The sequence below is a fragment of the Pseudomonas sp. FW300-N1A1 genome (genome assembly GCF_058789115.1).
Genome location: NZ_JBYTBK010000042.1, coordinates 17175 through 41821, shown reverse-complemented (window position 1 = coordinate 41821; position 24647 = coordinate 17175). Strand labels below are relative to the sequence as shown.

The window sequence follows — 24647 nt, the reverse complement described above, 5'->3', positions numbered from 1 at the left end:
GTAGTGTGGGGTTTCCCCATGTGAGAGTAGGTCATCGTCAAGATTAAATTCCGAAACCCCTATCTGCATCTGCAGGTAGGGGTTTTGTTTTTGTGCGCGAAAAAGTTTCAGCCAAAACTAAGGGCCCTATGAGGGCCCTTGTTTGTACCAAGGTTGTGTTCGAGCCTTGGGCAATCAATGCATCATGCTGTGATCTGCCATGTTCAGTGCCCGCGCCTGGGCCTCGACCGTGATCGACTCTTTCTCGCCTTTGGCATTCTCGACCGTCAGGGTCAGCGGTACCTTGTCGCCTTCTTTGACCTGGGCAACCAGATCGATAAGCATCACGTGATAGCCGTGCGGGTCCAGCGAGACGGCTTTGCCAGCAGGCAATGCCACGAACGCCACCGGTTGCATGCTCATCACATCGTTCTTCATGGTCGACTGGTGGATCTGCACTGTCTTGGCCACCGGCGACGCGACACTCAGCAGCTTGCTGTCGTCGCTTGCGGTGATGGTCATAAAAGCGCCGCTCGCTTGTTGTCCCGCGACGGTGGCGCGAACCCAAGCGTCGTCAACCTGGGTCTGGGCCGAAACCTGGCAGGCCAGCCCCAGCAGGGACAGCCCGAGCAGGGCATGTTTGACGCGCTGGGTGATGCCGGTTTTATTGGCCGTTGAGTTCATTAGCAAACCTCCATGACAGTGAGCAAATCTTCCGCGCACTCTTGCGCGGTAAGTGAGTGGGACAAGCCAAGGCGCAACGTTCCCCTGGAGTCATAGACATAACTCGTGGCGGTGTGCGAAAGGGTGTAGGTGGACCCACTGGGTATTTTTTCGTAGAACACATCGAACTCTTTAGCCGTGGTGGCCGTTTCCTCCAGTGTCCCGTAAAGCGCGACAAATGAAGGGTCGAAGGTTTTGACGTAGGCATCCAGTACGGCCGGCGTATCACGCTCGGGGTCCAGGGTGATGAAGATCACCTGCAGGCGGTCGCCATCCTTGCCCATCAACTTCTTGGCCTGTACTGCGCGAGCCAGGGTCGTGGGGCAGATTGCCGGGCATTGGGTGAAGCCGAAGAACACCATCGGCATCAGGCCTCGAAAGCTGGAAAGCGTTCTTGTGTTGCCCTCGGTATCTTTCAACTTGAAGGTACGCCCAAGGATCTTGTCGCTCAGGTCCTTACCGTACTTGTAGGACAGCTGGCCTCGACTGTCGCAACCGCTGAGGAGGCCAAGGCCCAGCAGACCCATACCTGCAATCACCTTTCGGCGAGTCAAATCAACACTCATCTAATACCGCCCTTTGAATGGCCCGACGCTCCTGAGATCTGTCGAGGCGTGTCATCTTCAAATTGCGACATGGTATCAAAATGACGGTGATCAATAGCTTGCTAATGGACGATAGGTCAGACGTTTACCATCGACGGGTACTAAGGCAATGCATAAATCTTGAACAGCTTCTTCACCGTATCGCTGGCACCCCCCAGGTACTTGGCATAAGCCTGCTCCATCACTCCTGAACGGTAAGCCTCACTGAGTGCGGTATCGACCAGCAGACGCAGGTCCTCATTGCCGCGCTCCATGGCCATCGAGGCCGGTGCGTACTCGTAGATGCGGTCAAGCACCATCAGGTTGCCGTCGGGATAGTCTGCCGCCAGCTGGTTCTTGAGCAGCATGCGTTCGGCGAAGTAGGCAGAGACCTTGCCATCGGCCACCTGCTTGAGCCCTTCGTGGCTGTTCTCGACCGTGACCAGGGTGGTAATGACACCCAGGGTGCGCATCTGCCCACGAATCCACTGTTCGGTGACACCGCCCGCCGGTGCGGCAAAGGTCTGGTTGGACAGGCCGCGGTTGAGGGTTGCGCGCCAGGTCGGGCCGGTATGGGCCTCTTGGCCGTTGAGCACATTGAGCAACGCAGGCGGCGCGTCCTGGCGGACCACGGCCGAGAGACCGGCGGTGTAGATCGGCACGGAAAAGCTCACGCTCTTGCGTCGTTCGAGGCTTTGCGGGGTGGGTGTGCAGAGGATGTCGATGTTTCCCGAGCGCACGGCATTGATTTCATCGACCTGCCTGACCGCCTGGTAGCGCACTTGCAGCGCGGGCAACGCCAGTTCGGCCTTGAGTTTGTCGACGACGGTCTGGCACAGGTCGATGGCAAAGCCTTTGGCCTTGTCACCGTCCTGGGTGCTGAAGGGCGCAAAGTCATTCAGGTAACCGAGGGTGAGGCTGTTGCTGGCCCGCACCCGCTCCAGCGTATCGGCCCGGACCGTGCCGGGCAGCAGCATGAGCATGCAGGCAAGCAGCATGGGGGTAAGGGGCGGCCTCTTCATGTTCATGTCCTTTCCCGTGATCAGTTGTCGTGCCGTCCTGGTGGGCGCCACTACGCGTCCCCGATCTCGCTCAGGGGCGGCGGCGGGGTGCCGACAAAGCGCTTGGCAATGGAGGCATAGAGCAGGTAGCCGATCACCAGCACCAGGGTGCCGCCGAACACGGCCTCCATGCCACAGGAGTAAAGGGCATAAAACGAGTACGTCAGCGCCACCAGCAACACCAGGCTGTTGCGTACATACACCGAGGCACTGACCTTGGCCTTGTACATGATCACCAGCAGCCCCGTCAGCGCGGTGACGTAGGGCACCAGGTTGGTCACTGCGGCCAGGCTCACCAGTTTGCTGAACTGGGCGCTGGCATTGGGTGAAATGGTCGAGAGCGCCATCAACGTCTGCAGTACGGCGCACACCGCCATGCCGATGATCGGTGCATTCATTGCGGTGACCTTGCTGAAAAAGTTGGGGAACATGCCCTGGTCGGCGGCCATCTTCGCCGTTTGCGCCAGGGTGAACTGCCACCCCAGCAGTGAGCCGATGCAGGCCATGACGGCCAGCACCATGATGATGTTGCCGATCATGGGGGTGAACATCCGGGCATAGACGAGGGCGAACGGCGCGGAGGAGTTGGCCAGTTCCGCATTGGGAATGATGCCCTGGATGACGGTGGTCGACAGCACATAGATCACGGCGGCCCCCAGTGTCCCGAACAGGCAGGCCAGGGGCACCGTGCGCTTGGGGTTTTCTACCGCATCGATGGCTTGAGCGGCGGATTCCATGCCCAGGAACGCCCACAGGGTCAAGGGGATGGTCCTGCTCACGGCCTCGGAGATCGGCAGCTCGTTCGGGTTCCAGGCGGCAATCAGTACCTCGGGCTTGAACCAGAACCAACCGATGATGCACAGGCCCGCCACTGGAATGATCACCCCCCAGACCGTGATCGCGCCGATCCTGCCGGTAATGCCGGGGCCGCCAAAGTTGGCCAGCGTGGTTACCCAGATCAGGCCGATCGTGCCGATGAACAATGGGATAGCACCGCTGCCCAGCCATGGCAGGAACTCCGTCATGTAGCCCACGGCGGAAATCGCCACCGCCACGTTGGCGATGGCCAGCGACAGGAAGTAGAGGTAGGAGCACAGAAAGAAGCCCGACTTGCCATGGGCCTGTTCGGTGTACGCCGACATCCCGCCCGAACGCGGGCAAAATATCCCGCATTGGGCAAAGCAATAGGCGATGGCCATTGAGCCTATCGCGGTGAATATCCAGGACAGCAACGAGACGGCCCCAAGCTGGGCCATGTTGGTGGGTAGCATGATGATGCCCGAGCCCATCATGTTCACGGCCACCAGTGTGGTCAGCCCCGTGAGGCTCATTTTCTTGCCTGACTCAGCCATTGCTGACTCCTTGCCCGGTTCAAGGCATTGACCATGAGTCCGGCGCAATACGACGGGCCATTGGCAGTCTGCGATCGAGGGGGGATCAACACCCGCAGTACTGGGTATAGATCAAATTGGTCCGTCGTCATGTCATCGGCCATGGGATTTCCCGACAATTTCGTGATTGTTTGCCGACACCTTCAAGGGAATGCCCAGTGCGGCCGATAACCCGACGGGTCGTTGTCCTGCGCTGCGCCAAACCGGGCCGCGACATTGAGCTGGCTGTTGCATGTGTCTTTGGGTTCATCTTCTTAATTGCCTGGAATCTTCGATGCTGGCGTACCACCAAAAAAGTTTTTTGATCGTCGATGATTTCTCGGATTTCCGCAGTTCCGTCAGGTCGATGTTGCGTGAGCTGGGAGTCAAGGATGTCGACACGGCCGACACCGGAGAGGCCGCGCTGCGCATGTGTTCGCAAAAGCGCTACGACTTCATCCTGCAGGACTACCACCTGGGCGATGGCAAGAAAAACGGTCAGCAGGTACTCGAAGACCTGATGGTCGATAAGCTGATCAGCCACGAAAGTGTGTTCCTCATGGTCACCGCCGAGAGTAGCCAGGCGATGGTGCTCAGCGCCCTTGAACATGAGCCGGATGCCTACCTGACTAAGCCGTTCAACCGCGCCGGGCTTGCCCAGCGGCTGGAGCGACTGGAGCAGCGCAAGACCTTGCTCAAGCCGATCATGCAGGCGCTGGATCGGGGCAAGCCGGTCGAGGTGCTGAACGCCTGCGTTGCCCTGTGCAAGCAGGACCCGCGCTATGCGCCGCTGTGCCTGCGCTATCGCGCCGACGCGCTGCGCGACATGAACCAGAACGAAGCGCTGGAGCGACTGTACAACAGCATTCTGGCGGACCGTCCGCTGCCTTGGGCCTATGCCGGTCTGGGGCGATTACTGTTCAAGCGCGGCCAGCCCGGCCAGGCCAAGGCGCTGTACGAAAAGGCGCTGAAGGTGTTTCCGATGATGCCCGGGTTGTACGACGGACTGGCCGATGTGCTGGTCGCCCAGGGCGACACCAGGACGGCACAGCGTGTACTGGAAGAGGCGGTTCGCCTTTCCCCCCTGGCGGTGCGGCGACAGGCCCTGCTGGGCAAGCTGGCGATGACCAACGAAGACTTCGACACCTCCGCGCGCGCCTATCGCCAGGCGGTCTCCCAAGGTGCGCAGTCGCGCTTCAAGGACCCGGAGAGCAACCTTGGCCTGGCGCACGCGCTGATCAGCAAGGGCAGCGAAAGAGGCCTGGATACCCGCACGCGCCTTGAGATCAACCAGACGTTGAGCGCGGTCGCCAAGGACAATCCCAATGACCCGGGCTTGCAGATCCGGGCCCGCCTGATGAAGGCCACCAGTCTGCTGATCAATGATGCCGAAACGGCGGACAAGCTCACCGAGCAAGCGTTGATCCGTCTCGATGGCATGGAGCAGTTCATGAGCGCCGAAGCGGCGTTGCTGGTGGCCAAGCAGTTGAAGATGCTGGGGCAGGCTGACGCCGGTAATTCGATGTTGAAAAACTGCGCGGAAATCTACGGTGACGACCCGGTGGTGATGCAGGGCATTGCCAAGCAGACCGACGACCCTGCGATTCTCAATTCCGGTACCGCGGCGGCCGACCTCAACCGGCAGGGCGTTCGCAGCTACAAGGCCGGTGCGCTGACCGAGGCCCGGGAACTGTTTCGCGGTGCGCTGCTGCTGCAACCGAAGAACATCAGCATCGCCCTCAACATGGCGCAGTCGCTGTTGCACGGGAACACGGCCAGCCTTGACGCGACCCTGCTGGACGAATGCCGTCGCTGCTTGAAGATGGTCGGCCTGATGCCCGAGAGTGACCTGCGGTATTCGCGTTATCAAAAGTTGCGAGACAAGGCGTTTGGCGAATGAATGAGAGTGAACCGGGGCTCGATTTTTCCACGGTGATTGCCTCCACCGTCCACGACATGAAGAACTCCCTGGCCGTGCTGATGCAGGCGCATGGTCAGTGGCTGGCTCGCTTGCCAGAAGCGCAGCAGCAAAGCGGCGAGCAGGGCGTGATCGACTTCGAGTTCGCCCATCTCAACGGCATGCTGGTGCAGTTGCTGGGGCTCTACAAACTGGGCGTCAACCAGTTGCCATTACGCCCGGACTACCATGAACTGGACGATTTCATCGAAGCGCAATTGGCCGCGCATCAAGAGGTGTTCAAGAGTCGCGGCATTCTGGTGACGTTCGAGGTCGACCCCTTGAGCCCGCTCGGGTTCTTTGATCGTGAGTTGATCGGCACGGTACTGGCCAACGGCATCAACAATGCCATCCGCTATGCCCGCAGTTCGCTGCTGATCAGTGTGGGCGAGGAAACCGGGCAGTTGGTGCTGACGATCAATGACGATGGCGAGGGTTACCCGATCCGGATGCTCGAGCGTCAGGCTGACTATGTGCAGGGCATCAACCCGGCCAGTGGCAGTACCGGGCTGGGTCTGTATTTCGCCGCACGCATTGCCCGGCTGCACCAGCGCAATGGCGTGCAGGGGCGCACCGAGATCAGCAATGGCGGGCCGCTGGGGGGCGGGCTGTTCAGTCTTTACCTGCCGTAGGCGCTTTATTCGTTGGGCCTGCTTGATATTCCGAACGGCTGAAGCCTATTTTGTACATGTCGCCGTTCGCGGCCCGCATTACAACAAGGATTGAGTCATGACGACCGATGGCCAGAGCTCACTCGCGCAGCGATTGACCGGCATTGATGAGATTGAGTGTGTCACGCCGGACCTCAATGGCGTGCCGCGCGGCAAGGTAATGACCGCTGAGGGTTTCCTCGAGGGGCGACGCTTGCAGATGGCGCGGGGCGTGCTGCTGCAATGCATCATGGGCGGTTACCCGCCCGCACGCTTTTACGGCAGTGACGACGGCGACCTGGCGCTCAACGCTGACCCGCAACAGATCCATCGTTTGCCCTGGAGCCAACCACCTCGTGCTTTGGCCATTTGTGACGCCGACGAGTTGAGCGGCGCAAGCTCGCAACTGTCCACCCGCGGCCAGTTGAAAGCAGTGATCGCCCGTTATGCCGCGCTCGGCCTGGCACCGGTGGTGGCGACCGAGATGGAGTTCTTCGTGTTTGCCCCCAACACTGACCCGACCCAGGCCTTCCAGCCGCCTGTCGGCCTGGATGGGCGCCGCGAGAACGGTCAGTCGGCCTTCAGCGTCTGTTCCAACAACGGCTTGCGGCCGTTTTTCACTGAAGTCTACGAATGCATGGCGGCGCTGGGGTTGCCGCGCGACACCTTTATGCACGAGATGGGTGTCAGCCAGTTCGAGATCAACCTGTTGCACGGCGATCCCTTGCTGCTGGCGGACCAGACGTTCCTGTTCAAGCACCTGCTCAAGGAAGTGGCACTCAAGCACGGCTTGACCGTGGTGTGCATGGCCAAGCCGTTGCCGCATACGCCGGGCAGTTCGATGCACATTCACCAGAGCGTGGTCGAGATCGGAACCGGGCGCAACGTGTTCAGCGATGAGGCCGGGCAACCGACGGCCCGGTTCCGGCACTTCATTGGTGGTCAGCAGGCGGCCATGGCGGATTTCACGGCGCTGTTCGCGCCGAACGTGAACTCTTATCAGCGGCTGTGCCATCCTTACGCATCACCGAACAACGCCTGCTGGTCCCACGACAACCGGGCGGCCGGCTTGCGGATCCCGGCCAGCGCGGCGGTTGCGCGACGGGTCGAGAACCGCCTGCCGGGTGCTGACGCCAACCCGTACCTGGCCATTGCCGCGAGTCTCGCGGCGGGCCTGCACGGTATTGAAAACCAGCTGGAGCCAACAGCGCCCATCCAGGGCGAATTTGAAGTGCCAGAAAGTTTGTCGCTGCCATGTACCTTGCATGCGGCTCTTGAGCGTCTGAAACGTAGCCAGTTGGCGAAGGAACTGTTCGGCAAGGAGTTTATCGAAGGCTACATCGCTTCGAAGACCATGGAGTTGACCAGCTTCCTTGATGAAATCACTCCCTGGGAGCGGCGCGTTTTAGCAGCCCAGGCATAACCGACCCGTCGCCGTCGGGCTATCGTTGACGGTAGCCCGATACTCACTGCAAGGAGCCGCCCGGAACGCCGATGCGCCAAATCTGGAAATCCTTTCGAGCGCTTTATTTCGCCTCGCTGATGATGTTGATCGGCTCGGGCTTACTCAGTACCTACCTGGCGCTGCGCCTCGCCGCGGACCATGTCGACGGTCTGTGGGTCGGTGCGTTGATGGCCGCCAACTACTTTGGCCTGGTGCTGGGCGGAAAAATCGGTCACCGGCTGATTGCCCGGGTCGGGCATATCCGGGCTTACTCGGCCTGTGCGGGGATCGTCGGTGCGGCGATCCTCGGTCACGGGCTGGTCGACTGGCTCCCGGCCTGGCTGATGCTGCGGGTGGTCGTGGGGCTGGGCATGATGTGCCAGTACATGGTCATCGAGAGCTGGCTGAACGAGCAGGCCGACGCCACGCAGCGTGGCGTGGTGTTCAGCGGCTATATGATCGCCTCCTACCTGGGCCTGGTGTTGGGCCAGCTGATTCTGGTCATGCACCCGGCCCTGGGGCCGGAGTTGCTGATGCTGGTGGCGCTGTGTTTTGCCCTGTGCCTGGTGCCGGTGACCCTAACCCGGCGCATTCACCCGGCGCCCTTGCACCCAGCCCCCATGGAGCCACGCTTCTTCATGAAGCGGGTGCCGCAGTCGCTCAGCACGGTATTGGGGGCCGGGCTGATTGTCGGCTCGTTCTATGGTCTGGCACCGCTCTATGCCTCGCAGCAGGGCTTGTCCACCGAGCAGGTGGGTCTGTTCATGGGCAGCTGCATCTTTGCCGGCCTGGTGGTGCAGTGGCCGTTGGGCTGGCTGTCGGACCGCTATGACCGGGCACTGCTGATTCGCAGCTTCGCGATTTGCCTGGCGCTGGCGGCGTTGCCTCTGGCGATCATGCCGCAGGTGCCGCTTGAGGTGCTGTTCATCGCCGGCTTCGCCTGCTCGCTTGTGCAGTTCTGCCTGTATCCGCTGGCGGTGGCGTTTTCCAACGACCACGTCGAGGGCGATCGCCGGGTATCGCTGACGGCCATGCTGTTGATGACTTACGGCGTAGGCGCGAGTATCGGGCCGCTGGTGGCCGGTGTGCTGATGAAGTATTTCGGCAGCCAGATGCTCTATGCGTTTTTCAGTTTTTTCGCCCTGGTCCTGGTCTGGCGCATTCGTCCGAAAGCCGTGACCAACCTGCATCAGGTCGATGACGCGCCGCTGCATCACGTTGCGATGCCCGATAACATGACCAGTTCACCCTTGGTGGCGGCGCTCGACCCGCGGGTGGATGAGCAGGTGGTGCAGGATCAGATGCAAAACGGTGCCAGCCCTGAGCCGGACCCCGAGTCCGGGGTACAACCGGATAGCCAGGCCGATGAGTCTGGCTCCGACCCCGAGGATCCGCCGCCGGAGTATCCGTCAGACCTGAGTGGCGCCAGGCCCTGAGGGCAAAAAAAACGGGCAGTCACCGTCAGGGACTGCCCGTTTTTTGATGTCGTTGGATCAGAAGTCGTCTTTGTCGAAGCGACGTGCCTCGCGCTGCAACTGATAGACAAAACGCTCGACCTGGCGCTGCACCAGACCGCTCATGTTGTGAAAGCGCACGCCGGCGAAGGTGGTGTCGATTTTTTCTTCGTGATGCAGGTAACGCAGTTCAACCGGGGCCGTCATGCTGCCGAAGGGCAGGGCGGCGACAAAGCGCTCGTAGACCTGGCCCAGTTGCAGGCCGTTGGTGATGTCCCCGTCAAAACGCAGCTTGCAGCCGGTTGCCGAAATGTCCAGCAACTTGCCGTTCAACGGCGCCTTGAGTTTTTCGCCCGCCAGTTCGATGTTGACCAGTTGCGCCAGTTTCAAGGCAGCACGAAAGGCATTGCGACGCTGGTGGTACACCACTTCATCGGGCAGCGTGCCACGGTAACAGCGGTCACCCGTGGATTCGTCGATGGTCAACAGGCCGTTGCTTTCCCAGGCAATACGTACGCCTTCGTGAAAGCCTTCGATGCGGAAAGGTTCGCCCGCCAGCAGGAAGCGCTCGCCATCGCGGGGGATCATTTCGTCCAGCGCGAGCATGTTGCTCTCGCGATCCACTTCGACCAGATAGCTCTGGAAACGCTGGCTGCGTTCATGGAACGTAATGATCAGGGGATCGTGGCTCTCTTGCAGCATTCGCAGATGACCGGCGATTTCCAAAGGGGTCGCAAGCACCTTTGGTGGCTGCGGAGCATCTTCCGCGTTTGAGGCGTTGAACACGGCTTTTCAATCTCCAGGCAGGATACGGTCACACGCAAGGCTGGCATTCTGCCAGCATGTTTGGCGCCTTCATAGGGCGCACTGAATGATGGGGTCAGGCCTGACTGAGTGGGCGAGGCTTCACCAGCATGGCGGTTGATCCGCGAGCGTCGTAGAGGGTTGGAGACTCGCCCCCGTTGAGGATCCTCAACTGATGGGCGGTGCTGGCTTGTTGCACCAGGATCGAGCGGCCATTGCGCTCATTGGCGACCTGGCAGTCTTCGAGTAGTTGATTGAGCACATCGCTTTGCGCCAACAGTTCCTGGCCAATGCCGGAGTGGGCGGCGAGTTGCTCCAGGCCGCTGCGGTCAGTCGGCAGGTTGAGGCTGGCCAGCACTTCGCTGCGCCGGCGGCCATGCTGCTCCAGCAGAATGATCAGGCCTTGCTTGCGGGCCAGAATGGCCTCCAGCAGCGGCATGTCGCGACCGTGCAGGGCAAGGGATTCTTGCTGCAGCAAATCCAGCAACTGTTGCGCTGGAGCAAAATCGTCGGTGATCAGTTGCAGTAAATTAGTATCGTGCATGGCTGGCCTTGGGTTTTTAGCGTCCAAAAGCCCTGGCGCCGGCCGTCGGCTAGCGCTGGGCTTCGAAGTTGAGCAGTTTGCTGGCGACGCGGTTGCTGTCGACTTTATAACTGCCATCGGCAATGGCGGCTTTCAACTCGGCCACGCGGGCCTTGTCGACGGCAGGCTCTTCGCGCAGCGTGTCCGTGATCTTCTGCAACTGCTGAGCCTCGTTGCTGAGGTGTACCGACTCCCCGCTCTGGCTGGCCCCGACCTGTTCGGTCTGGGTCGACAGCGGCACGGTTTTGGCGGCTTCACCGGTTTCCTGGGTGGCGCCGGTACGCGAACTGCTCGTGAGCGTGGGTGCGCTGTTTATGCGGCTGAAATCAATGACCATAGTAAAAAAACCTCTGGGAATTTGGACGCTTGCCATGTTTTCGGCCAATCCCGAAAAAACTTTAGGCTCATTTATCCATGAGCGCGGGCGCGTCGGCATTTGCCCTGCGTGAGGCACAGTTTAGGGAATGGGTCGATTACGCGCCAGTGCTCTACATGGCGACCTCTACCTGGCCGGGCGCGGTCACTTGCGCTTTGATCACCCGTTGAGAGTTCAGGTTCTTGACCCGGATCTGCTCGTTCAAACCGCCATTGGCCAGAGCTTCGCCCGGCATCCGTACGCTGAGGGTTCCGCTGCGGGCGGTGATCACGACCTGGTCGCCCTTGCGCACGACTTCTGCCTGCTCCATGTGAACCAGGGTAATGACCTGGTCATTGACCATGGATCGGACAAGTTTTTGCCCGATCGCCTGATCCACGTTCGTCAGGTACCCCTGGTTGATCAGGCTGATGTCGCGCTCGCGCAGCATCACGTCGAAAGGCTCGATGATCCCGGCGCGCTTGAGGGGCCGGGTGGTGGTCACGACCTCGCGGAACAGGTGGACCTGGGCGGGGACGAAGACTGTCCAGGGGGCGCCGCCGTCACACCGCACCCGCACCGTGACGCGTCCCAACGGCTTGGCGGGGCTTTCCAGCGTCGCTGTCAATTCCTTGTCGCACATGGGCATGCGCAAGCGCGGGTCGAGTTGATTGACCTCGATTTCATAGCGGCCTTCGGTTTGACTGGTGGCCAGATAGTCTTCTACGGTGAATTCAAGAAAGCCCTGAGTGACGCCGATAAGTAGATCAGGCAAGGTAACCGGGTCGGCAAGGGCAGGGCTGCCAGCATTGAAAACACACGCCACCGCAACCATGCAGCGCCATCGGCGGCAGGTTGAGGTCAGGCGTCGGAATAATGTCGTGTTCACGTTCATGGCAGTTCAAAAGCAAGCGCCGTGCCGTTTAGTGATGAATGTGCGTCGCAACACACTTAGCGTTGGTGTAGGAGTCTGGGCATGGCTGGTGTAATGGATGCAGTAAACCAGCGCACGCAACTGGTAGGGCAGAATCGCCTGGAGCTGTTGTTGTTCCGTCTCGACGGCCCACAGCTCTACGGGATTAACGTTTTCAAGGTCCGGGAGGTGCTGCAATGCCCGAAACTGACCGTGATGCCCAAATCCAACCCTGTCGTGTGCGGTGTCGCCAGTATTCGGGGGGCGACCATTCCGATTCTGGATCTGGCCATGGCCACCGGGTCGGGCGGGTTGAAGGATCAAAGTAATCCCTTTGTGATCATCACGGAGTACAACACCAAGACCCAGGGCTTCCTGGTGCGCTCGGTGGAGCGCATCGTCAACATGAACTGGGAGGAGATCCATCCGCCACCCAAGGGCACGGGACGCGATCACTACCTGACCGCTGTGACTCGAGTCGACAATCAGTTAGTCGAAATCATCGACGTGGAGAAGGTGCTGGCGGAAGTGGCGCCCACACCGGAGGCGATTTCCGTCGGCGTGGTGGATGTCGAGACTCAGCACAAGGCGTTGTCCTTGCGAGTGCTGACGGTCGATGACTCGTCGGTGGCGCGCAAGCAGGTTTCGCGTTGCCTGCAGACGGTGGGGGTCGAGGTGGTCGCGTTGAACGACGGTCGCCAGGCGCTGGATTACCTGCGCAAGCTGGTCGAGGAAGGCAAGAAGCCGGAAGAAGAGTTTCTGATGATGATTTCCGACATCGAAATGCCTGAAATGGACGGCTACACCCTCACGGCCGAGATACGCAACGACCCTCGCATGCAAAAGCTTCATATCATCCTGCATACTTCGTTGTCGGGTGTGTTCAATCAGGCGATGGTCAAGAAAGTCGGTGCCGATGACTTCCTGGCCAAATTTCGTCCTGATGACCTGGCATCCCGGGTAGTCGACCGGATCAAAGCAGCAGACATCAGCTAGGGGGCTTTGCCCTTGGCGGTCAACACGATTTAAGAGGCGGCATCATTGTCTACGGGTAATTTGGATTTTGAACAGTTCCGGGTCTTCCTGGAAAAAGCCTGTGGCATTTTGCTCGGTGAGAACAAGCAGTACCTGGTGTCGAGCCGTCTTAACAAGCTGATGGAACAGCAAGGCATCAAGTCCCTGGGAGAACTGGTCCAGCGTATTCAGGGCCAGCCACGCAGTGGCCTGCGCGAAATGGTCGTGGACGCGATGACCACCAACGAAACCCTCTGGTTTCGTGACACCTATCCGTTTGAAGTCTTGAAGAACAAAGTCCTGCCCGAGGCGATCAAGGCCAGTCCCGGCCAGCGTCTACGGATCTGGTCGGCCGCCTGTTCGTCGGGGCAGGAACCGTACTCGTTGTCGATGTCGATCGATGAGTTCGAACGCTTCAACATGGGCCAGTTGCGGATGGGGGTGCAGATTGTTGCCACCGATCTGTCCGGCACCATGCTGAACAACTGCAAGACCGGCGAGTACGACAGCCTGGCCATTGGCCGCGGGCTGTCGCCAGAGCGACTGCAGCGCTACTTCGATCCGAAAGGGCCGGGGCGCTGGGCGGTCAAGGCGCCGATCAAGAGCCGGGTGGAGTTTCGCTCGTTCAATCTGCTCGACAGCTACGCCAGCCTGGGCAAGTTCGACATCGTGTTCTGCCGCAACGTATTGATCTACTTCTCCGCCGAAGTGAAGAAGGACATCCTGTTGCGCATTCACAGCACGCTCAAGCCGGGGGGCTACCTGTTCCTGGGGGCCTCCGAGGCACTGAACGGTTTGCCGGATCACTACCAGATGGTCCAGTGCAGTCCGGGGATCATCTACCAGGCCAAGTGATGGTCGGGTGACAAAAATAGCGGGAGCCCTCGGGGCTAATTCCGATCAGTTAAGCCAAAGACCAGCCGAACATAGTACCCGTGGCGAGGGAGCTTGCTCCCGCTGGGCTGCGTAGCAGCCTCAAAACAGGGCCGCTTTGCGCCCCAGCGGGAGCAAGCTCCCTCGCCACGGGTTTCGTGTTCGGCTTTATTTCTCTTAACTGACCGGCATTAGCCCTTGGGGCTCCCGTTTTTTTGCCCTACACAGGCTTCTGGACGGTCGCGCACTCAGGGTGTGCTGTTGAGGCATTGCGCTGTTCCGGGCGGCAGAAAAGCGGCAGGTGGCGGAAATCGGTTGCCGCTTTTCTGGCATTGCCACGTTGCCGCCGCTGGCAAAGCCCCTGTTTACGGGGTTTTGCCAGCTGGCACGGGGCTTGCTAAGTACCTGATACGAAAAATCAGGTCACCCAAAGGTTTCCGACATGAGCATTAGCTTCGATAAAGCGCTCGGTATCCACCAGCAAGCCCTGGGCTTCCGCGCCCAGCGTGCCGAAGTGCTGGCCAACAACATTGCCAACGCCGACACCCCGAACTACAAGGCTCGGGACCTGGACTTCTCGGCCGTCCTGGCCGCCGAGAACGACAAGCACAAGAACGGCACCTTTGCCTTGAACATGACCAACAGCCGTCATATCGAAGCGCAAGGCCTGAGCAGTGGTGACGAGACGTTGCTGTACCGCACGCCGATGCAACCGTCGATTGACCAGAACACCGTGGACGCGCAGCTGGAGCAATCCAACTACGCCGAGAACTCGGTGAACTTCCAGGCCAGCTTCACGCTGCTCAACAGCAAATTCAAAGGGCTGATCTCGGCCCTGCGCGGAGAGTAATCCATGTCCCTATCCAGTGTTTTCAATATTGCCGGTAGTGGCATGAGTGCCCAGACCACTCGCTTGAACACCGTGGCCAGTAACATCGCCAACGCCGAGACCGTCTCCTCGAGCATCGACCAGACCTACCGTGCCCGGCATCCGGTGTTCGCCACCATGTTCCAGGGCGGCCAGTCGGGCGGCAGCGACTCGTTGTTCCAGAATCAGGAGGCCGCGGGCCAGGGCGTTCAGGTGCTGGGTGTGGTCGAAGACCAAAGCAACCTGGAAGCCCGCTACGAGCCGAATCATCCGGCGGCTGACGCCAAGGGTTATGTGTTCTACCCCAACGTCAACGTGGTCGAAGAAATGGCCGACATGATTTCCGCCAGCCGTTCGTTCCAGACCAATGCGGAAATGATGAACACCGCCAAAACCATGATGCAGAAAGTCCTGACCCTCGGTCAGTGATAAGGGGCAACTCAGATGAGTGTTACCGATACCACAAGCGGCCTGAGCCTCAAGGATATTCTTGCCAATTCCTCGAAGAAGACGGCCACCACCAGCAATGATGGCCTGGCGGCCGCCACCAACAGCACGACCGGCAAAAACGAGCTGGGCAAGGATGCCTTCCTGCAATTGCTGGTGACCCAGCTCAAGAACCAGAATCCGCTGGATCCGCAGGACAACAGCGCATTCGTGGCGCAGTTGGCCCAGTTCAGCAGCCTGGAAGGCATCACCACGCTGAACGAGTCGGTGAACAACATTTCCAGTGCCTTCGGTTCCTCGCAAGCCTTGCAGGCGTCGTCGCTGGTGGGGCGCTCGGTCATTGTTCAGACCGGCTCGGCCTATGTCGACACCAGCAAGAGCATGACCGGCTCGGTGATCGTGCCGGCTTCGGTGGCGTCGTCCACGGTGACCATCACCGACAAGGACGGCAAGGCGGTGAAAACCATCGACCTGGGTAGCCAGCCGCAGGGTAATGCCAGCTTCGTCTGGGACGGCACCAATACGGCGGGCGAAAAAGTCGAGCCGGGTACCTACAGCTTCAAGGCCAGTGCACCGATCGACGACAAGCCTGTCGACCTGATCACTTACCTGCCTGCGACAGTCAACAGCGTGACCGTGAGCCAGACCGGCGGCGAGATGATGTTGAACCTCGCCAACATGGGCACCATCGCACTGTCCAAAGTACAAACTATTGGTCTATAGCGCCGGCTAACGCGGCACAAGGAGTGGAATATGGGTTTTAACGTCGGCCTCAGCGGCCTCTCTGCAGCCAACAAGCAGCTGGACGTTACCGGCAACAACATCGCCAACGTCGGCACCACCGGTTTCAAGTCCTCGCGCGCGGAATTCGAAGACGTCTACTCGGCGACCAAGCTGGGTACCGGCAGCAAGAGCATTGGCAATGGTGTGCGCCTGGGCAACGTTTCCCAGCAATTCAGCCAGGGTGACGTGAGCAACACCGGCAACGTGCTGGACATGGCCATCCAGGGTTCGGGGTTCTTCGTGCTCAACGACAGCGGCTCGCTGACCTACACCCGTGCCGGTACCTTCAGGGTCGACAAGGACGGCTTCGTCACCAACAGCGCCGGTACCGCGCGCCTGCAAGGCTATGGCGTCGATGCCAATGGCAAGATCGTCAACGGTGTACTCAGCGACCTGAGAATCGACCAGTCGAACCTGGCGCCGAAAACCACCAGCACCATTTCCTCCAGTATCAACCTGAACTCGAGCAAGCCGAACATCGATCCGGCCGTGACACCGTTCGACCCGAACAAGCTCGAAACCTATACCGAGATGTTCAGCACACCGATCTATGACAGCCAGGGCAACCAGCACACCATGAACCAGTATGTGGTCAAGACCGGTGCCAATGCCTGGCAGACCTACACCCTGGTGGAGGGTCGTAACCCTGACGGTGGCGCCTATGTACCCGCCGGTACTGGTACGCCACCCGTGACGCCGGGCAATCAGGAGCCGATGACCATGAACTTCGGTTCGGACGGCAAGCTGCTGAGTATCGTCCCGCCAACCTCTGGCAGCCCTTACACGGTGAGCGGCACCTCGATCGTCATGGGCGCGGGTGTCTGGACCCCCGGCACCGTCACCGACGGTGTGTGGGCGGCGAACGGGGCGGTGGGTAACGCCACCGGTATCAGCAACGACCTGACCAAGACCACCCAGTTCAACTCCGAGACGGTACGCAACCTGCCAACCCAGGACGGTTACGCCACGGGCCAGATAACCAACCTGAGCATCGACGGCACCGGCACGCTGTTCGCCAACTTCAGCAACAGCAAGTCCAAGGCCATCGGTCAGGTCTCCCTGGCCAGCTTCAACAACGAGCAGGGCCTGCAGCCGGTAGGCGGTTCGGGCTGGAAGGAAACCTACGCGTCTGGTTTCGCCGCCTACGATACCGCTGAAACCGGTACCCTGGGCTCGGTGGTGTCCAACTCGCTGGAGGAGTCCAACGTCAACCTGACCAATGAGCTGGTGGACCTGATCAAGGGCCAGAGCAACTACCAGGCGAACGCCAAGACCATCTCGACCCAGAGCACCATCATGCAGACCATCATTCAGATGGCCTGATGCCGAAGGGCTGACCGCGCAACCGAAAAAGCCCCTCGTCGAGGCAATGTTGTTCAGTTAGGAAGCGCTTGAAGCGAGTGAGGGCCCCGTGGCGAGCGAGCTTGCTCGCGCTGGGGCGCGAAGTGCCCCCAACAAAGCGACTGCGGTCTTCCAGACCGAACTCGGCGATCGTTTTTGGGGCTGCTGTGCAGCCCAGCGCGAGCAAGCTCGCTCGCCACGGGGGCTGTATTGAGCAACTCCATCCTTAACTGAACTGCATTGCCCTATCGAGGGGCTTTTTCATTGGGGTCGCGAAGGGTCAGCCCATCATGTCCTTGATCAAGCGCTCTTGCTCCATCAGCTCGCGCTGACGGGCATCGATACGTGACGACAGCGGGAAGTTGCTGCCAGCCTTACGCTTGGCGAAGTCCAGCTGCTGGATGGCCTGGCGGTAGTCGCCCACCAGTGCGAAGTACTCGGCGCGCGCCTGGTGCAGGCCGATGATGTTGCCGGACTGGCCACGGGTTTCGGCCACCATGTACCAGATGTCAGGATCGTCCGGCCGGGTCTTGAGCAGGGCTTCCAGGGCTTTTTCGGCGTCGGCGGGGCGGTTCTGCTTGAGCAGCAGGTCGACACGTACCTGGTTCAGCGGATAGTTGCCGGGGAATTGCGCCAGCATCCGGTCGACCCGCGCCTGCGCATCTGCCAGGCGATTGTTGGTCATGTCGAGATCGATCTGGGCCAGGTTGTAGATGATTTCGTTGGGGGCCTTGGCCAGCAACGGCTTGAGACTCTCGCGTGCGTCGCTCAGCTGTCCTCCCTTGATCTGGGCGATCGCCAGGCCGTAGCGCGCCACGTCGTTTTTAGGGTTGTCATCGAGCTGGGCGCGAAAGCGCTTGGCGCCAAGGCCTGGGGTTTCCTCGTAAATCAGCTGCACGCGTGCGCGAATCAGTTGGTACGTCAGGCTGTTTTCCTTGCCGCCCAGTGGCGCCTGGTCTGCGCGGTTGCGGGTGTCGGCGATCCGCGACTCGGTCACCGGGTGAGTCAGCAGGAATTCCGGCGGCCTGGCATCGAAGCGGTACTGACGCATCAAGCGCTCGAACATGGTGGGCATCGAACGTGGGTCGTAACCGGCTTTTTCCAGGTTGATGATGCCGATGCGGTCGGCTTCCTGCTCGTTCTGCCGGGAGAAGCGTCGTTGTTCCTGGATGGCGGCGGCCTGGGTGCCGGCAATCGCGGCGATACCGGCGTCACCGCCACCGGCTGCGGCGACGATGATCCCGGCGAGCAGGGCGGCCATCATCGGCACTTGCATGCGCTGCTGGGCTTCAACGCCGCGGGCAAAGTGGCGTTGCGACAAGTGAGCCAATTCGTGGGCCATGACCGAGGCGTATTCGCCTTCGGTCTGGGCGTTGAGAAACAGACCGCCGTTGACCCCGACAATCCCGCCGGGAGCGGCGAAGGCGTTGAGCTGCGGGCTGTTGATCAGAATGAACTCCAGCCGCCGGTCGTTGAGCTGGCTGGTTTCCACCAGGCGGTAGACACTGGTTTCAACGTAGTTTTTCAGCTGCGGATCATTGAGTTGCGAAACCTGGCTGCGCAACATGGCCAACCAGGCACGACCCAGATCGTGCTCTTGTTGTGGCGATACGATGGCAGAACTGGCGTCGCCAAGTGACGGCAAGTCGTCGGCGAAGCCTGGCGAGGCGAGCAGGCAAGCGAGCGTCAGCAGCGTGGGGCGCAGAAAAGTCATGCACAAAGCCTTAGTCGACAAAGACCTTACTGTAGCCGGACACTTGCGCTGCGACCAGATATTCTAGGCAACTCAATCACCTATCCGGAGTGAAGCAATGACCGACGCTGTAGAGCATGATGCCGAGCTGGACGCCAGCGGACTCAATTGCCCGTTGCCGTTGCTCAAGGCCAAGATGGCGCTCAACGGGCTGGCCAGCGGTGCGGTGCTCAAGGTGATTGCCACCGACGCCGGCTCGCAGCGGGACTTTCGCACCTTTGCCCGTTTGGCCGGTCATACGCTGCTGCGTGAAGAAGACGAGGCCGGCGTTTATCGCTACTGGCTGAAAAAAGCCTGATGATTGAGGGCGCTTACTGATAGGGATCGTTAATGTTCAAAGTGCTTCGCGACTGGGTCCAGCGCTACTTCTCCGATGAAGAAGCGGTGGTGCTCGCCGTTCTGCTGGTCCTGGCCTTCACCGCCGTCCTGACCCTGGGCGGCATGCTGGCCCCGGTACTGGCGGGGATGGTGCTGGCCTACCTGATGCAGGGGCTGGTGAGCACCCTTGAGCGCCTGCGCCTGCCGGGTGGCGTGGCGGTGGGGCTGGTGTTCGCGTTGTTCATGGGGCTGTTGCTGGTGTTCATGGTCGTAGCGGTGCCGCTGCTCTGGCATCAACTCATTACCTTGTTCAACGAACTGCCCGGCATGCTCGTCAAATGGCAGTCGCTGCTGCTGTTGCTGCCCGAGCGCTATCCGCACCTGGTGTCGGATGAGCAGGTGTTGCGCGCCATCGAGGTGGCTCGCAGCGAGATCGGCAAGTTCGGTCAGTGGGCATTGACGTTCTCGCTGTCCAGCCTGCCGCTGCTGGTCAACATCATGATCTACCTGGTGCTGGTGCCGATCCTGGTGTTCTTCTTCCTCAAGGACCGGGTGATGATCGGGCAGTGGGTGCGCGGTTATCTGCCGCGAGAGCGTGCGCTGATTACCCGGGTCGGCCAGGAAATGAACCGGCAGATCGCCAACTACATTCGCGGCAAGGTCATGGAAATGGCCATCTGCGGCGGGGTGACCTACATCGGGTTCATCGCGCTGGGTCTCAACTATTCCGCCTTGTTGGCGCTGCTGGTCGGCGTGTCAGTGGTGGTGCCCTATGTCGGCGCGGTGGTGGTGACGGTGCCGGTCATGCTGATTGCCTTGTTCCAGTGGGGCTGGAGCGATCAGTTCATCTACCTGATGGCGGTCTACGGGATCATCCAGACCCTGGATGGCAACGTGCTGGTGCCGTTGCTGTTCTCGGAGGCGGTAAACCTGCACCCGGTGGCGATCATCTGCGCAGTGCTGCTGTTTGGCGGGCTGTGGGGATTCTGGGGGGTGTTCTTCGCGATCCCGCTGGCGACCCTGTTCAAGGCCGTGCTGGATGCGTGGCCGCGCAAGGAACCGGTGGTATCGCCGTTGCTTTGACCGGCAGTGGGCTGCTCGGTGAACCCGCAGGCCTCATCGCGAGCAAGCCCGCTCCCACAGGAACTGCGCGAATCCTGTGGGAGCGGGCCGGGCGGCGCTCCGCTTGCTCGCGAAGGCGTCGATACAGACGCCCTCGACAATCAGGCCTTATTCAGCGCCTGGGCCGCGGCCAATACCGCATCCACATGCCCCGGTACCTTCACGCCGCGCCATTCCTGGCGCAACACACCGTTCTTGTCGATCAGGAAGGTGCTGCGATCAACGCCCATGTATTCCTTGCCATACAGCTTCTTGAGCTTGATCACGTCGAACAGCTGGCAGAGGGCTTCGTCCTTGTCGCTGATCAGCTCGAAGGGGAACGCCTGCTTGCACTTGAAGTTCTCGTGGGACTTCAGGCTGTCGCGCGACACGCCGAACACTTCGGTATTGGCGGTCTGGAATTGCGCGTACTGATCGCGAAAGCCCTGGCCCTCGGTAGTGCAGCCCGGGGTGCTGTCCTTGGGGTAGAAGTAGATCACCGCCTGCTTGCCCTTGAGGGTGGCCAGGCTGATGGTCTGCCCGCTGGTGGCGGGCACTTCGAAGTCGGTGACCGGTTGGTCGAGTGTGACGGCCATGGGTAGTGTCCTTACATCGGGTTCTGTGGGCGCCAAGGTTCGATCAGCGCGTCGAGGTTCAGCGCGTCGGCGAAATCCAGGAACTGATCACGCAGCCAGCTGATCTGCACGCCGGCCGGCAAGGTCACGGTGAACGTGGCGTTGAGCATGGTGCCGCCGGTTTGCGGGGCCTGGTAGGTGTCGCAGGTGAGGTTTTCCAGCTCGACGTTATGGTCGATGAAGAACTGGCACAGCTCATTGACGATGTCCGAGCGGTAGGCGGAGCTGACATAGGCCACATACGGCAGGGCTTGCGGGCGGTTTTCCAGCGCGGCGCTGCGCACCACGTTGACGGTGAAGGCGTGTTTCTTGGCCAGGCTCGGCAAGCCGGCTTCAAGGCGCGCCAGGGCGTCCCAGGAACCGGAAATCTCCAGGATGAGCGCGCTGCACTCGCCATGGCGAGTCAGGCGGGAGGTGACCACGGCACAGCGATTTTCATGGCTGGCGCGGCACAGGACGTTAGTCAGCTCCATGGGGTTGGCGCCGAGGGCACTGATGACAAGGAATTGTTCGCGAACTGTGGGGGTGGACATGCAGCCTTCCTAAAGCGATGAGCGGTCGGTACGTCCATGGGCTGATATGTCGGGCGGGCGTCCATATGCGAAATCAACAAAGCCCGTTCCAGACGGTTGCTTCGAGCTCAAACAGGGCGAGTTCGGGGAGTTTGCAACGCAGGAACGGGGCTTGTGAGGCCGAAAATAGAGGCTTGCACCCGGCGCTCGAGCCTGTCGGTACGGATCAAAGTCTGAAGGGTAGCGAAAACCGGCGCCAAGGGGAATGGCACGAGCGCAGTACTTCGCTTGTGCAAGCATCTTGGCGCCAGTACCATTACGGCTCTCTTTTTCCGGCAGGAGCGGTTGCATGATTGCGGGCAGTATGGTGGCACTGGTCACACCCATGGATGCACAGGGTCGTCTGGACTGGGACAGCCTGAGCAAACTGGTGGACTTTCACCTGCAAAACGGCACCCACGCCATCGTGGCGGTCGGTACTACAGGCGAGTCGGCAACCCTGGACGTCAACGAACACATCGAAGTGATTCGTCGCGTGGTCAAGCAGGTCAACGGTCGCATTCCGGTGATCGCCGGCACGGGCGCCAATTCGACGCGCGAGGCGATCGAGTTGACCACCAATGCGAAGACTGCCGGCGCCGATGCGTGCCTGCTGGTAACGCCGTACTACAACAAGCCGACGCAAGAAGGCCTGTACCTGCACTTCAAGACCATCGCCGAAGCCGTCGACATCCCGCAGATTCTCTACAACGTGCCGGGTCGTACCGCGTGCGACATGCTGCCGGAGACGGTCATCCGCCTGTCGACCGTGAAGAACATCATCGGCATCAAGGAAGCCACCGGCGACCTGTCCCGCGCCAAGGCCATCATTGATGGCGTGAGCGAGGACTTCCTGGTGATTTCCGGTGACGACGCCACGGCGGTCGAACTGATCCTGATGGGCGGCAAAGGCAATATCTCGGTCACCGCCAACGTTGCCCCTCGCGAGATGGCCGACCTGTGCGACGCCGCCCTCAAGGGCGACGCCGAGACCGCGCGTGCTATCCACGAAAAACTGATGCCACTCAATAAAACCCTGTTTATCGAGTCCAATCCTATTCCCGTGAAATGGGCGCTGCATGAGATGGGCTTGATGCCGGACGGTATCCGTCTGCCGCTCACCTGGCTCAGCGAAGCCTGTCACGAACCGCTGCGACAGGCCATGCGCCAGTCCGGCGTACTGGTTTAATTGAGGAAGTACTACGCATGAAGCGAATGGCCGGACTTTCCGCACTTGCCTTGATCATCTCCAGCACCAGTGGCTGCGGATGGCTGTGGGGCCCGGAAGGTTATTTCCGTGACCGTGGTAGCGATTACCTGAACGCGCAACAGACTGCGCCGATGCAACTGCCGCCAGACGTCCAGACCGCCAAGCGCCTGGACCCTTTGCTGCCGATTCCGCGCAACGTAGCCGACGACAGCGTCAAGGGTGAGTACATCGTTCCTCGTCCACAGCCCTTGTCGGGCATTGCCGACGCCAGCGATTACAGCCTGCAGAAAAGCGGCGACTCGCGTTGGGTAATGGCCCAGCGCCCACCGGCTGAAGTCTGGCCAGTGGCGGTGCAGTTCTTCCAGGACAACGGTTTCCGCCTGGATGAACAGCGCCCGCAAACCGGCGAGTTCACCACGACCTGGCAGCGTTCCGACGACCTGTCGGCGACGATGGCCAAGCGCATGGCCAGTGCCGGTATCGCGTCCGACAGCGAAAGCCGTGTTCGGGTGCGTATCGAGCCAGGCGTGCAGCGCAACACCAGTGAAGTCTACGTGGTCAGCGCCGAGCGTCCTGCCGGCAGCACCGAGGACGTCGCGTTCACCAACCGTTCGGTCAACACCAGCCTGGACGCCGCGCTGGTCGACGACATGCTGGTCAGCATGAGCCGTATCTCCGAGAAAGGCGGTTCGGTGTCGATGCTCGCTTCCCGTGACTTCGATACGCCAAGCCGGATCAGCCTGACCGAAGACGGCAGCGGCAACCCGGTACTCAACCTGGGCAACGACCTCGATCGTGCCTGGTCGAGCGTGGGGCGTGCGCTGGAGCAGGGCGAATGGCGGGTTGAAGACATCAACCGCAGCCTGGGCCTGTACTACATCAACCTTGCCGAAAAAGCCGAGAGCAACGAGAAGCCTGGCTTCTTCGCCAGCCTGTTCGGCAGCTCGCCGGCCAAGGAAGAAGTCGAGGCACGCGCCGAGCGTTATCAGGTTCGCCTGAGCAAGGTGGGCGAGAACGTCCAGGTGACCGTCGAGAAAGATATCAACACCGTGGCGCCGGCTGATGTGGCGCGCAAAGTGTTGGGCATGATTCAGGACAACCTGGGCTGATCAGATGCGTTTCGCCGTTCTCGGCAGCGGTAGCCAAGGGAACGGCACGCTGATAGCCAGTGATGACACCTACATCCTGGTCGATTGTGGTTTCTCCCTGCGGGAAACCGAAAAACGCCTGCTGCGCCTGGGTGTAAGCCCGACGCAGTTGAGCGCGATACTGGTGACCCACGAACATGCCGACCACGTGCATGGCGTGGGTTTGTTGTCTCGGCGCTACACTATTCCTGTTTACCTCAGCCGTGGCACCTTGCGCGGGATGCGCAAGCCGGTTGAACCGGCAGGGTTCGTGGCCGGTGGTGAACAGCTGCAGATCGGCGGGTTGAGCATTGGCGTGATTGCCGTGGCCCACGATGCGCAGGAGCCGACGCAGTACGTCTTCAGTGACGGCACGCGGCGTTTCGGTCTGCTGACCGACCTGGGTTCGTATGGCTCCACCGTGCTGGATGGCTATCAGGACCTCGATGCATTGATGATCGAGTCCAACCACTGTCGCGACCGGTTGGCCCGTGGTCACTACCCGGTCTTTCTCAAGCAGCGGGTCGGTGGCGAACTGGGACATTTGAACAACCATCAGGCCGCAAGCCTGGTGGCGGAGTTGGGCTGGCAAAACCTGCAACACCTGGTACTGGCCCACTTGAGCAGCAAGAACAACCTGCCGCAGCTGGCCCGGCAATGTTTTGTCGACACCCTCGGGTGCGACCCGGACTGGCTGCAACTGGCCGATCAAGATTCAGGGCTCGACTGGCGACATATCGCCTAGCCCA

At 60.6% G+C, this 24647-nt stretch carries 26 protein-coding genes; 15 read left to right on the top strand and 11 right to left on the bottom strand.

Features of this window, described 5'->3' with window-relative positions; genetic code table 11:
- Nucleotides 1-174: 174 nt before the first annotated feature.
- The 4 genes from AC3WQN_RS21975 to potE form a co-directional block, all read right to left on the bottom strand.
- On the bottom strand, nucleotides 175-663 hold the full coding sequence (locus AC3WQN_RS21975; RefSeq protein ID WP_095080393.1) for a copper chaperone PCu(A)C: 489 nt from the start codon (nucleotides 661-663) through the stop codon (nucleotides 175-177).
- Entirely contained in the window at nucleotides 663-1268 is a 606-nt protein-coding gene (locus AC3WQN_RS21970; protein WP_103402217.1) for an SCO family protein, read from the bottom strand. Before AC3WQN_RS21970 ends, AC3WQN_RS21975 begins: the two co-directional genes overlap by 1 nt.
- 140 nt (nucleotides 1269-1408) lie before the next feature.
- Nucleotides 1409-2314, bottom strand: coding sequence for an amino acid ABC transporter substrate-binding protein (locus AC3WQN_RS21965; RefSeq protein ID WP_103402216.1), 906 nt, complete (start codon nucleotides 2312-2314; stop codon nucleotides 1409-1411).
- Between the two features lie 44 nt (nucleotides 2315-2358).
- On the bottom strand, nucleotides 2359-3699 hold the full coding sequence (potE, locus tag AC3WQN_RS21960; protein ID WP_103402215.1) for a putrescine-ornithine antiporter: 1341 nt from the start codon (nucleotides 3697-3699) through the stop codon (nucleotides 2359-2361).
- 313 nt (nucleotides 3700-4012) lie between these two features.
- On the opposite strand from potE, the gene AC3WQN_RS21955 reads away from it, so the two are divergent.
- The 4 genes from AC3WQN_RS21955 to AC3WQN_RS21940 all read left to right on the top strand — a co-directional run bounded on the left by AC3WQN_RS21955 (nucleotide 4013) and on the right by AC3WQN_RS21940 (nucleotide 9204).
- Nucleotides 4013-5617 (top strand): tetratricopeptide repeat-containing response regulator, encoded by a 1605-nt coding sequence (locus tag AC3WQN_RS21955; protein WP_103402214.1) that lies wholly within the window; start codon nucleotides 4013-4015, stop codon nucleotides 5615-5617.
- Nucleotides 5614-6306, top strand: a complete 693-nt coding sequence (locus tag AC3WQN_RS21950; protein WP_103402213.1) for a sensor histidine kinase — start codon at nucleotides 5614-5616, stop codon at nucleotides 6304-6306. Before AC3WQN_RS21955 ends, AC3WQN_RS21950 begins: the two co-directional genes overlap by 4 nt.
- Before the next feature lie 199 nt (nucleotides 6307-6505).
- On the top strand, nucleotides 6506-7747 hold the full coding sequence (locus AC3WQN_RS21945) for a glutamine synthetase family protein (protein ID WP_178081960.1): 1242 nt from the start codon (nucleotides 6506-6508) through the stop codon (nucleotides 7745-7747).
- A gap of 71 nt (nucleotides 7748-7818) precedes the next feature.
- Complete coding sequence (locus AC3WQN_RS21940) at nucleotides 7819-9204, top strand: MFS transporter (protein ID WP_103402211.1); 1386 nt, start codon at nucleotides 7819-7821, stop codon at nucleotides 9202-9204.
- Between the two features lie 57 nt (nucleotides 9205-9261).
- Here AC3WQN_RS21940 and AC3WQN_RS21935 read toward each other — a convergent pair whose 3' ends face one another.
- The 4 genes from AC3WQN_RS21935 to flgA form a co-directional block, all read right to left on the bottom strand.
- Nucleotides 9262-10008, bottom strand: coding sequence for a flagellar brake protein (locus AC3WQN_RS21935; RefSeq protein WP_103402210.1), 747 nt, complete (start codon nucleotides 10006-10008; stop codon nucleotides 9262-9264).
- A 94-nt stretch (nucleotides 10009-10102) separates the two neighbouring features.
- On the bottom strand, nucleotides 10103-10570 hold the full coding sequence (locus AC3WQN_RS21930; RefSeq protein WP_103402209.1) for a flagella synthesis protein FlgN: 468 nt from the start codon (nucleotides 10568-10570) through the stop codon (nucleotides 10103-10105).
- A gap of 49 nt (nucleotides 10571-10619) precedes the next feature.
- Nucleotides 10620-10946 (bottom strand): flagellar biosynthesis anti-sigma factor FlgM, encoded by a 327-nt coding sequence (flgM, locus tag AC3WQN_RS21925; RefSeq protein WP_103402208.1) that lies wholly within the window; start codon nucleotides 10944-10946, stop codon nucleotides 10620-10622.
- Between the two features lie 151 nt (nucleotides 10947-11097).
- A complete protein-coding gene (flgA, locus tag AC3WQN_RS21920) occupies nucleotides 11098-11859 on the bottom strand; it encodes a flagellar basal body P-ring formation chaperone FlgA (RefSeq protein ID WP_103402207.1) in 762 nt (253 codons plus the stop codon).
- An 81-nt stretch (nucleotides 11860-11940) separates the two neighbouring features.
- On the opposite strand from flgA, the gene AC3WQN_RS21915 reads away from it, so the two are divergent.
- From AC3WQN_RS21915 to flgE, 6 genes are all read left to right on the top strand, one after another.
- Nucleotides 11941-12873 carry a chemotaxis protein CheV gene (locus AC3WQN_RS21915; RefSeq protein WP_103402206.1) on the top strand — a complete coding sequence of 311 codons (933 nt, stop codon included), beginning with the start codon at nucleotides 11941-11943 and terminating at the stop codon, nucleotides 12871-12873.
- Between the two features lie 45 nt (nucleotides 12874-12918).
- The gene (gene cheR, locus AC3WQN_RS21910) at nucleotides 12919-13746 is read left to right on the top strand and encodes a protein-glutamate O-methyltransferase CheR (RefSeq protein ID WP_103402205.1); all 828 of its coding nucleotides are present in this window, start codon (nucleotides 12919-12921) and stop codon (nucleotides 13744-13746) included.
- Nucleotides 13747-14206: 460 nt separating this feature from the next.
- Nucleotides 14207-14614: a flagellar basal body rod protein FlgB gene (gene flgB, locus AC3WQN_RS21905; RefSeq protein WP_095145550.1), complete on the top strand. Its 408-nt coding sequence runs from the start codon at nucleotides 14207-14209 to the stop codon at nucleotides 14612-14614.
- A 3-nt stretch (nucleotides 14615-14617) separates the two neighbouring features.
- Complete coding sequence (flgC, locus tag AC3WQN_RS21900; RefSeq protein ID WP_095080366.1) at nucleotides 14618-15061, top strand: flagellar basal body rod protein FlgC; 444 nt, start codon at nucleotides 14618-14620, stop codon at nucleotides 15059-15061.
- 15 nt (nucleotides 15062-15076) lie between these two features.
- The gene (gene flgD, locus AC3WQN_RS21895) at nucleotides 15077-15802 is read left to right on the top strand and encodes a flagellar hook assembly protein FlgD (protein WP_103401861.1); all 726 of its coding nucleotides are present in this window, start codon (nucleotides 15077-15079) and stop codon (nucleotides 15800-15802) included.
- A gap of 30 nt (nucleotides 15803-15832) precedes the next feature.
- Nucleotides 15833-17185 (top strand): flagellar hook protein FlgE, encoded by a 1353-nt coding sequence (flgE, locus tag AC3WQN_RS21890; RefSeq protein WP_103401860.1) that lies wholly within the window; start codon nucleotides 15833-15835, stop codon nucleotides 17183-17185.
- A gap of 298 nt (nucleotides 17186-17483) precedes the next feature.
- Here the strand turns inward: flgE and AC3WQN_RS21885 are convergent, their stop codons facing one another.
- Nucleotides 17484-18917: a M48 family metalloprotease gene (locus AC3WQN_RS21885; protein ID WP_103401858.1), complete on the bottom strand. Its 1434-nt coding sequence runs from the start codon at nucleotides 18915-18917 to the stop codon at nucleotides 17484-17486.
- A 97-nt stretch (nucleotides 18918-19014) separates the two neighbouring features.
- Here AC3WQN_RS21885 and AC3WQN_RS21880 point away from each other — a divergent pair, with 97 nt between their 5' ends.
- Nucleotides 19015-19254, top strand: a complete 240-nt coding sequence (locus tag AC3WQN_RS21880) for a sulfurtransferase TusA family protein (protein ID WP_103401857.1) — start codon at nucleotides 19015-19017, stop codon at nucleotides 19252-19254.
- 32 nt (nucleotides 19255-19286) lie between these two features.
- Complete coding sequence (locus tag AC3WQN_RS21875) at nucleotides 19287-20357, top strand: AI-2E family transporter (protein WP_095145555.1); 1071 nt, start codon at nucleotides 19287-19289, stop codon at nucleotides 20355-20357.
- Between the two features lie 140 nt (nucleotides 20358-20497).
- Here the strand turns inward: AC3WQN_RS21875 and AC3WQN_RS21870 are convergent, their stop codons facing one another.
- Both AC3WQN_RS21870 and AC3WQN_RS21865 read right to left on the bottom strand, forming a co-directional pair.
- The gene (locus AC3WQN_RS21870; protein WP_103401856.1) at nucleotides 20498-20971 is read right to left on the bottom strand and encodes a peroxiredoxin; all 474 of its coding nucleotides are present in this window, start codon (nucleotides 20969-20971) and stop codon (nucleotides 20498-20500) included.
- 11 nt (nucleotides 20972-20982) lie between these two features.
- Nucleotides 20983-21543, bottom strand: a complete 561-nt coding sequence (locus AC3WQN_RS21865) for a glycine cleavage system transcriptional repressor (protein WP_095080353.1) — start codon at nucleotides 21541-21543, stop codon at nucleotides 20983-20985.
- A gap of 328 nt (nucleotides 21544-21871) precedes the next feature.
- On the opposite strand from AC3WQN_RS21865, the gene dapA reads away from it, so the two are divergent.
- Genes dapA through AC3WQN_RS21850 form a run of 3 tightly spaced genes read left to right on the top strand, consistent with a single transcriptional unit; the run spans nucleotide 21872 to nucleotide 24643 of the window.
- Complete coding sequence (dapA, locus tag AC3WQN_RS21860; protein ID WP_095080349.1) at nucleotides 21872-22750, top strand: 4-hydroxy-tetrahydrodipicolinate synthase; 879 nt, start codon at nucleotides 21872-21874, stop codon at nucleotides 22748-22750.
- A gap of 17 nt (nucleotides 22751-22767) precedes the next feature.
- Entirely contained in the window at nucleotides 22768-23880 is a 1113-nt protein-coding gene (gene bamC / locus AC3WQN_RS21855) for an NlpB/DapX family lipoprotein (protein WP_095080344.1), read from the top strand.
- 4 nt (nucleotides 23881-23884) lie between these two features.
- Nucleotides 23885-24643: an MBL fold metallo-hydrolase gene (locus tag AC3WQN_RS21850; RefSeq protein ID WP_095080341.1), complete on the top strand. Its 759-nt coding sequence runs from the start codon at nucleotides 23885-23887 to the stop codon at nucleotides 24641-24643.
- Nucleotides 24644-24647: the final 4 nt, after the last annotated feature.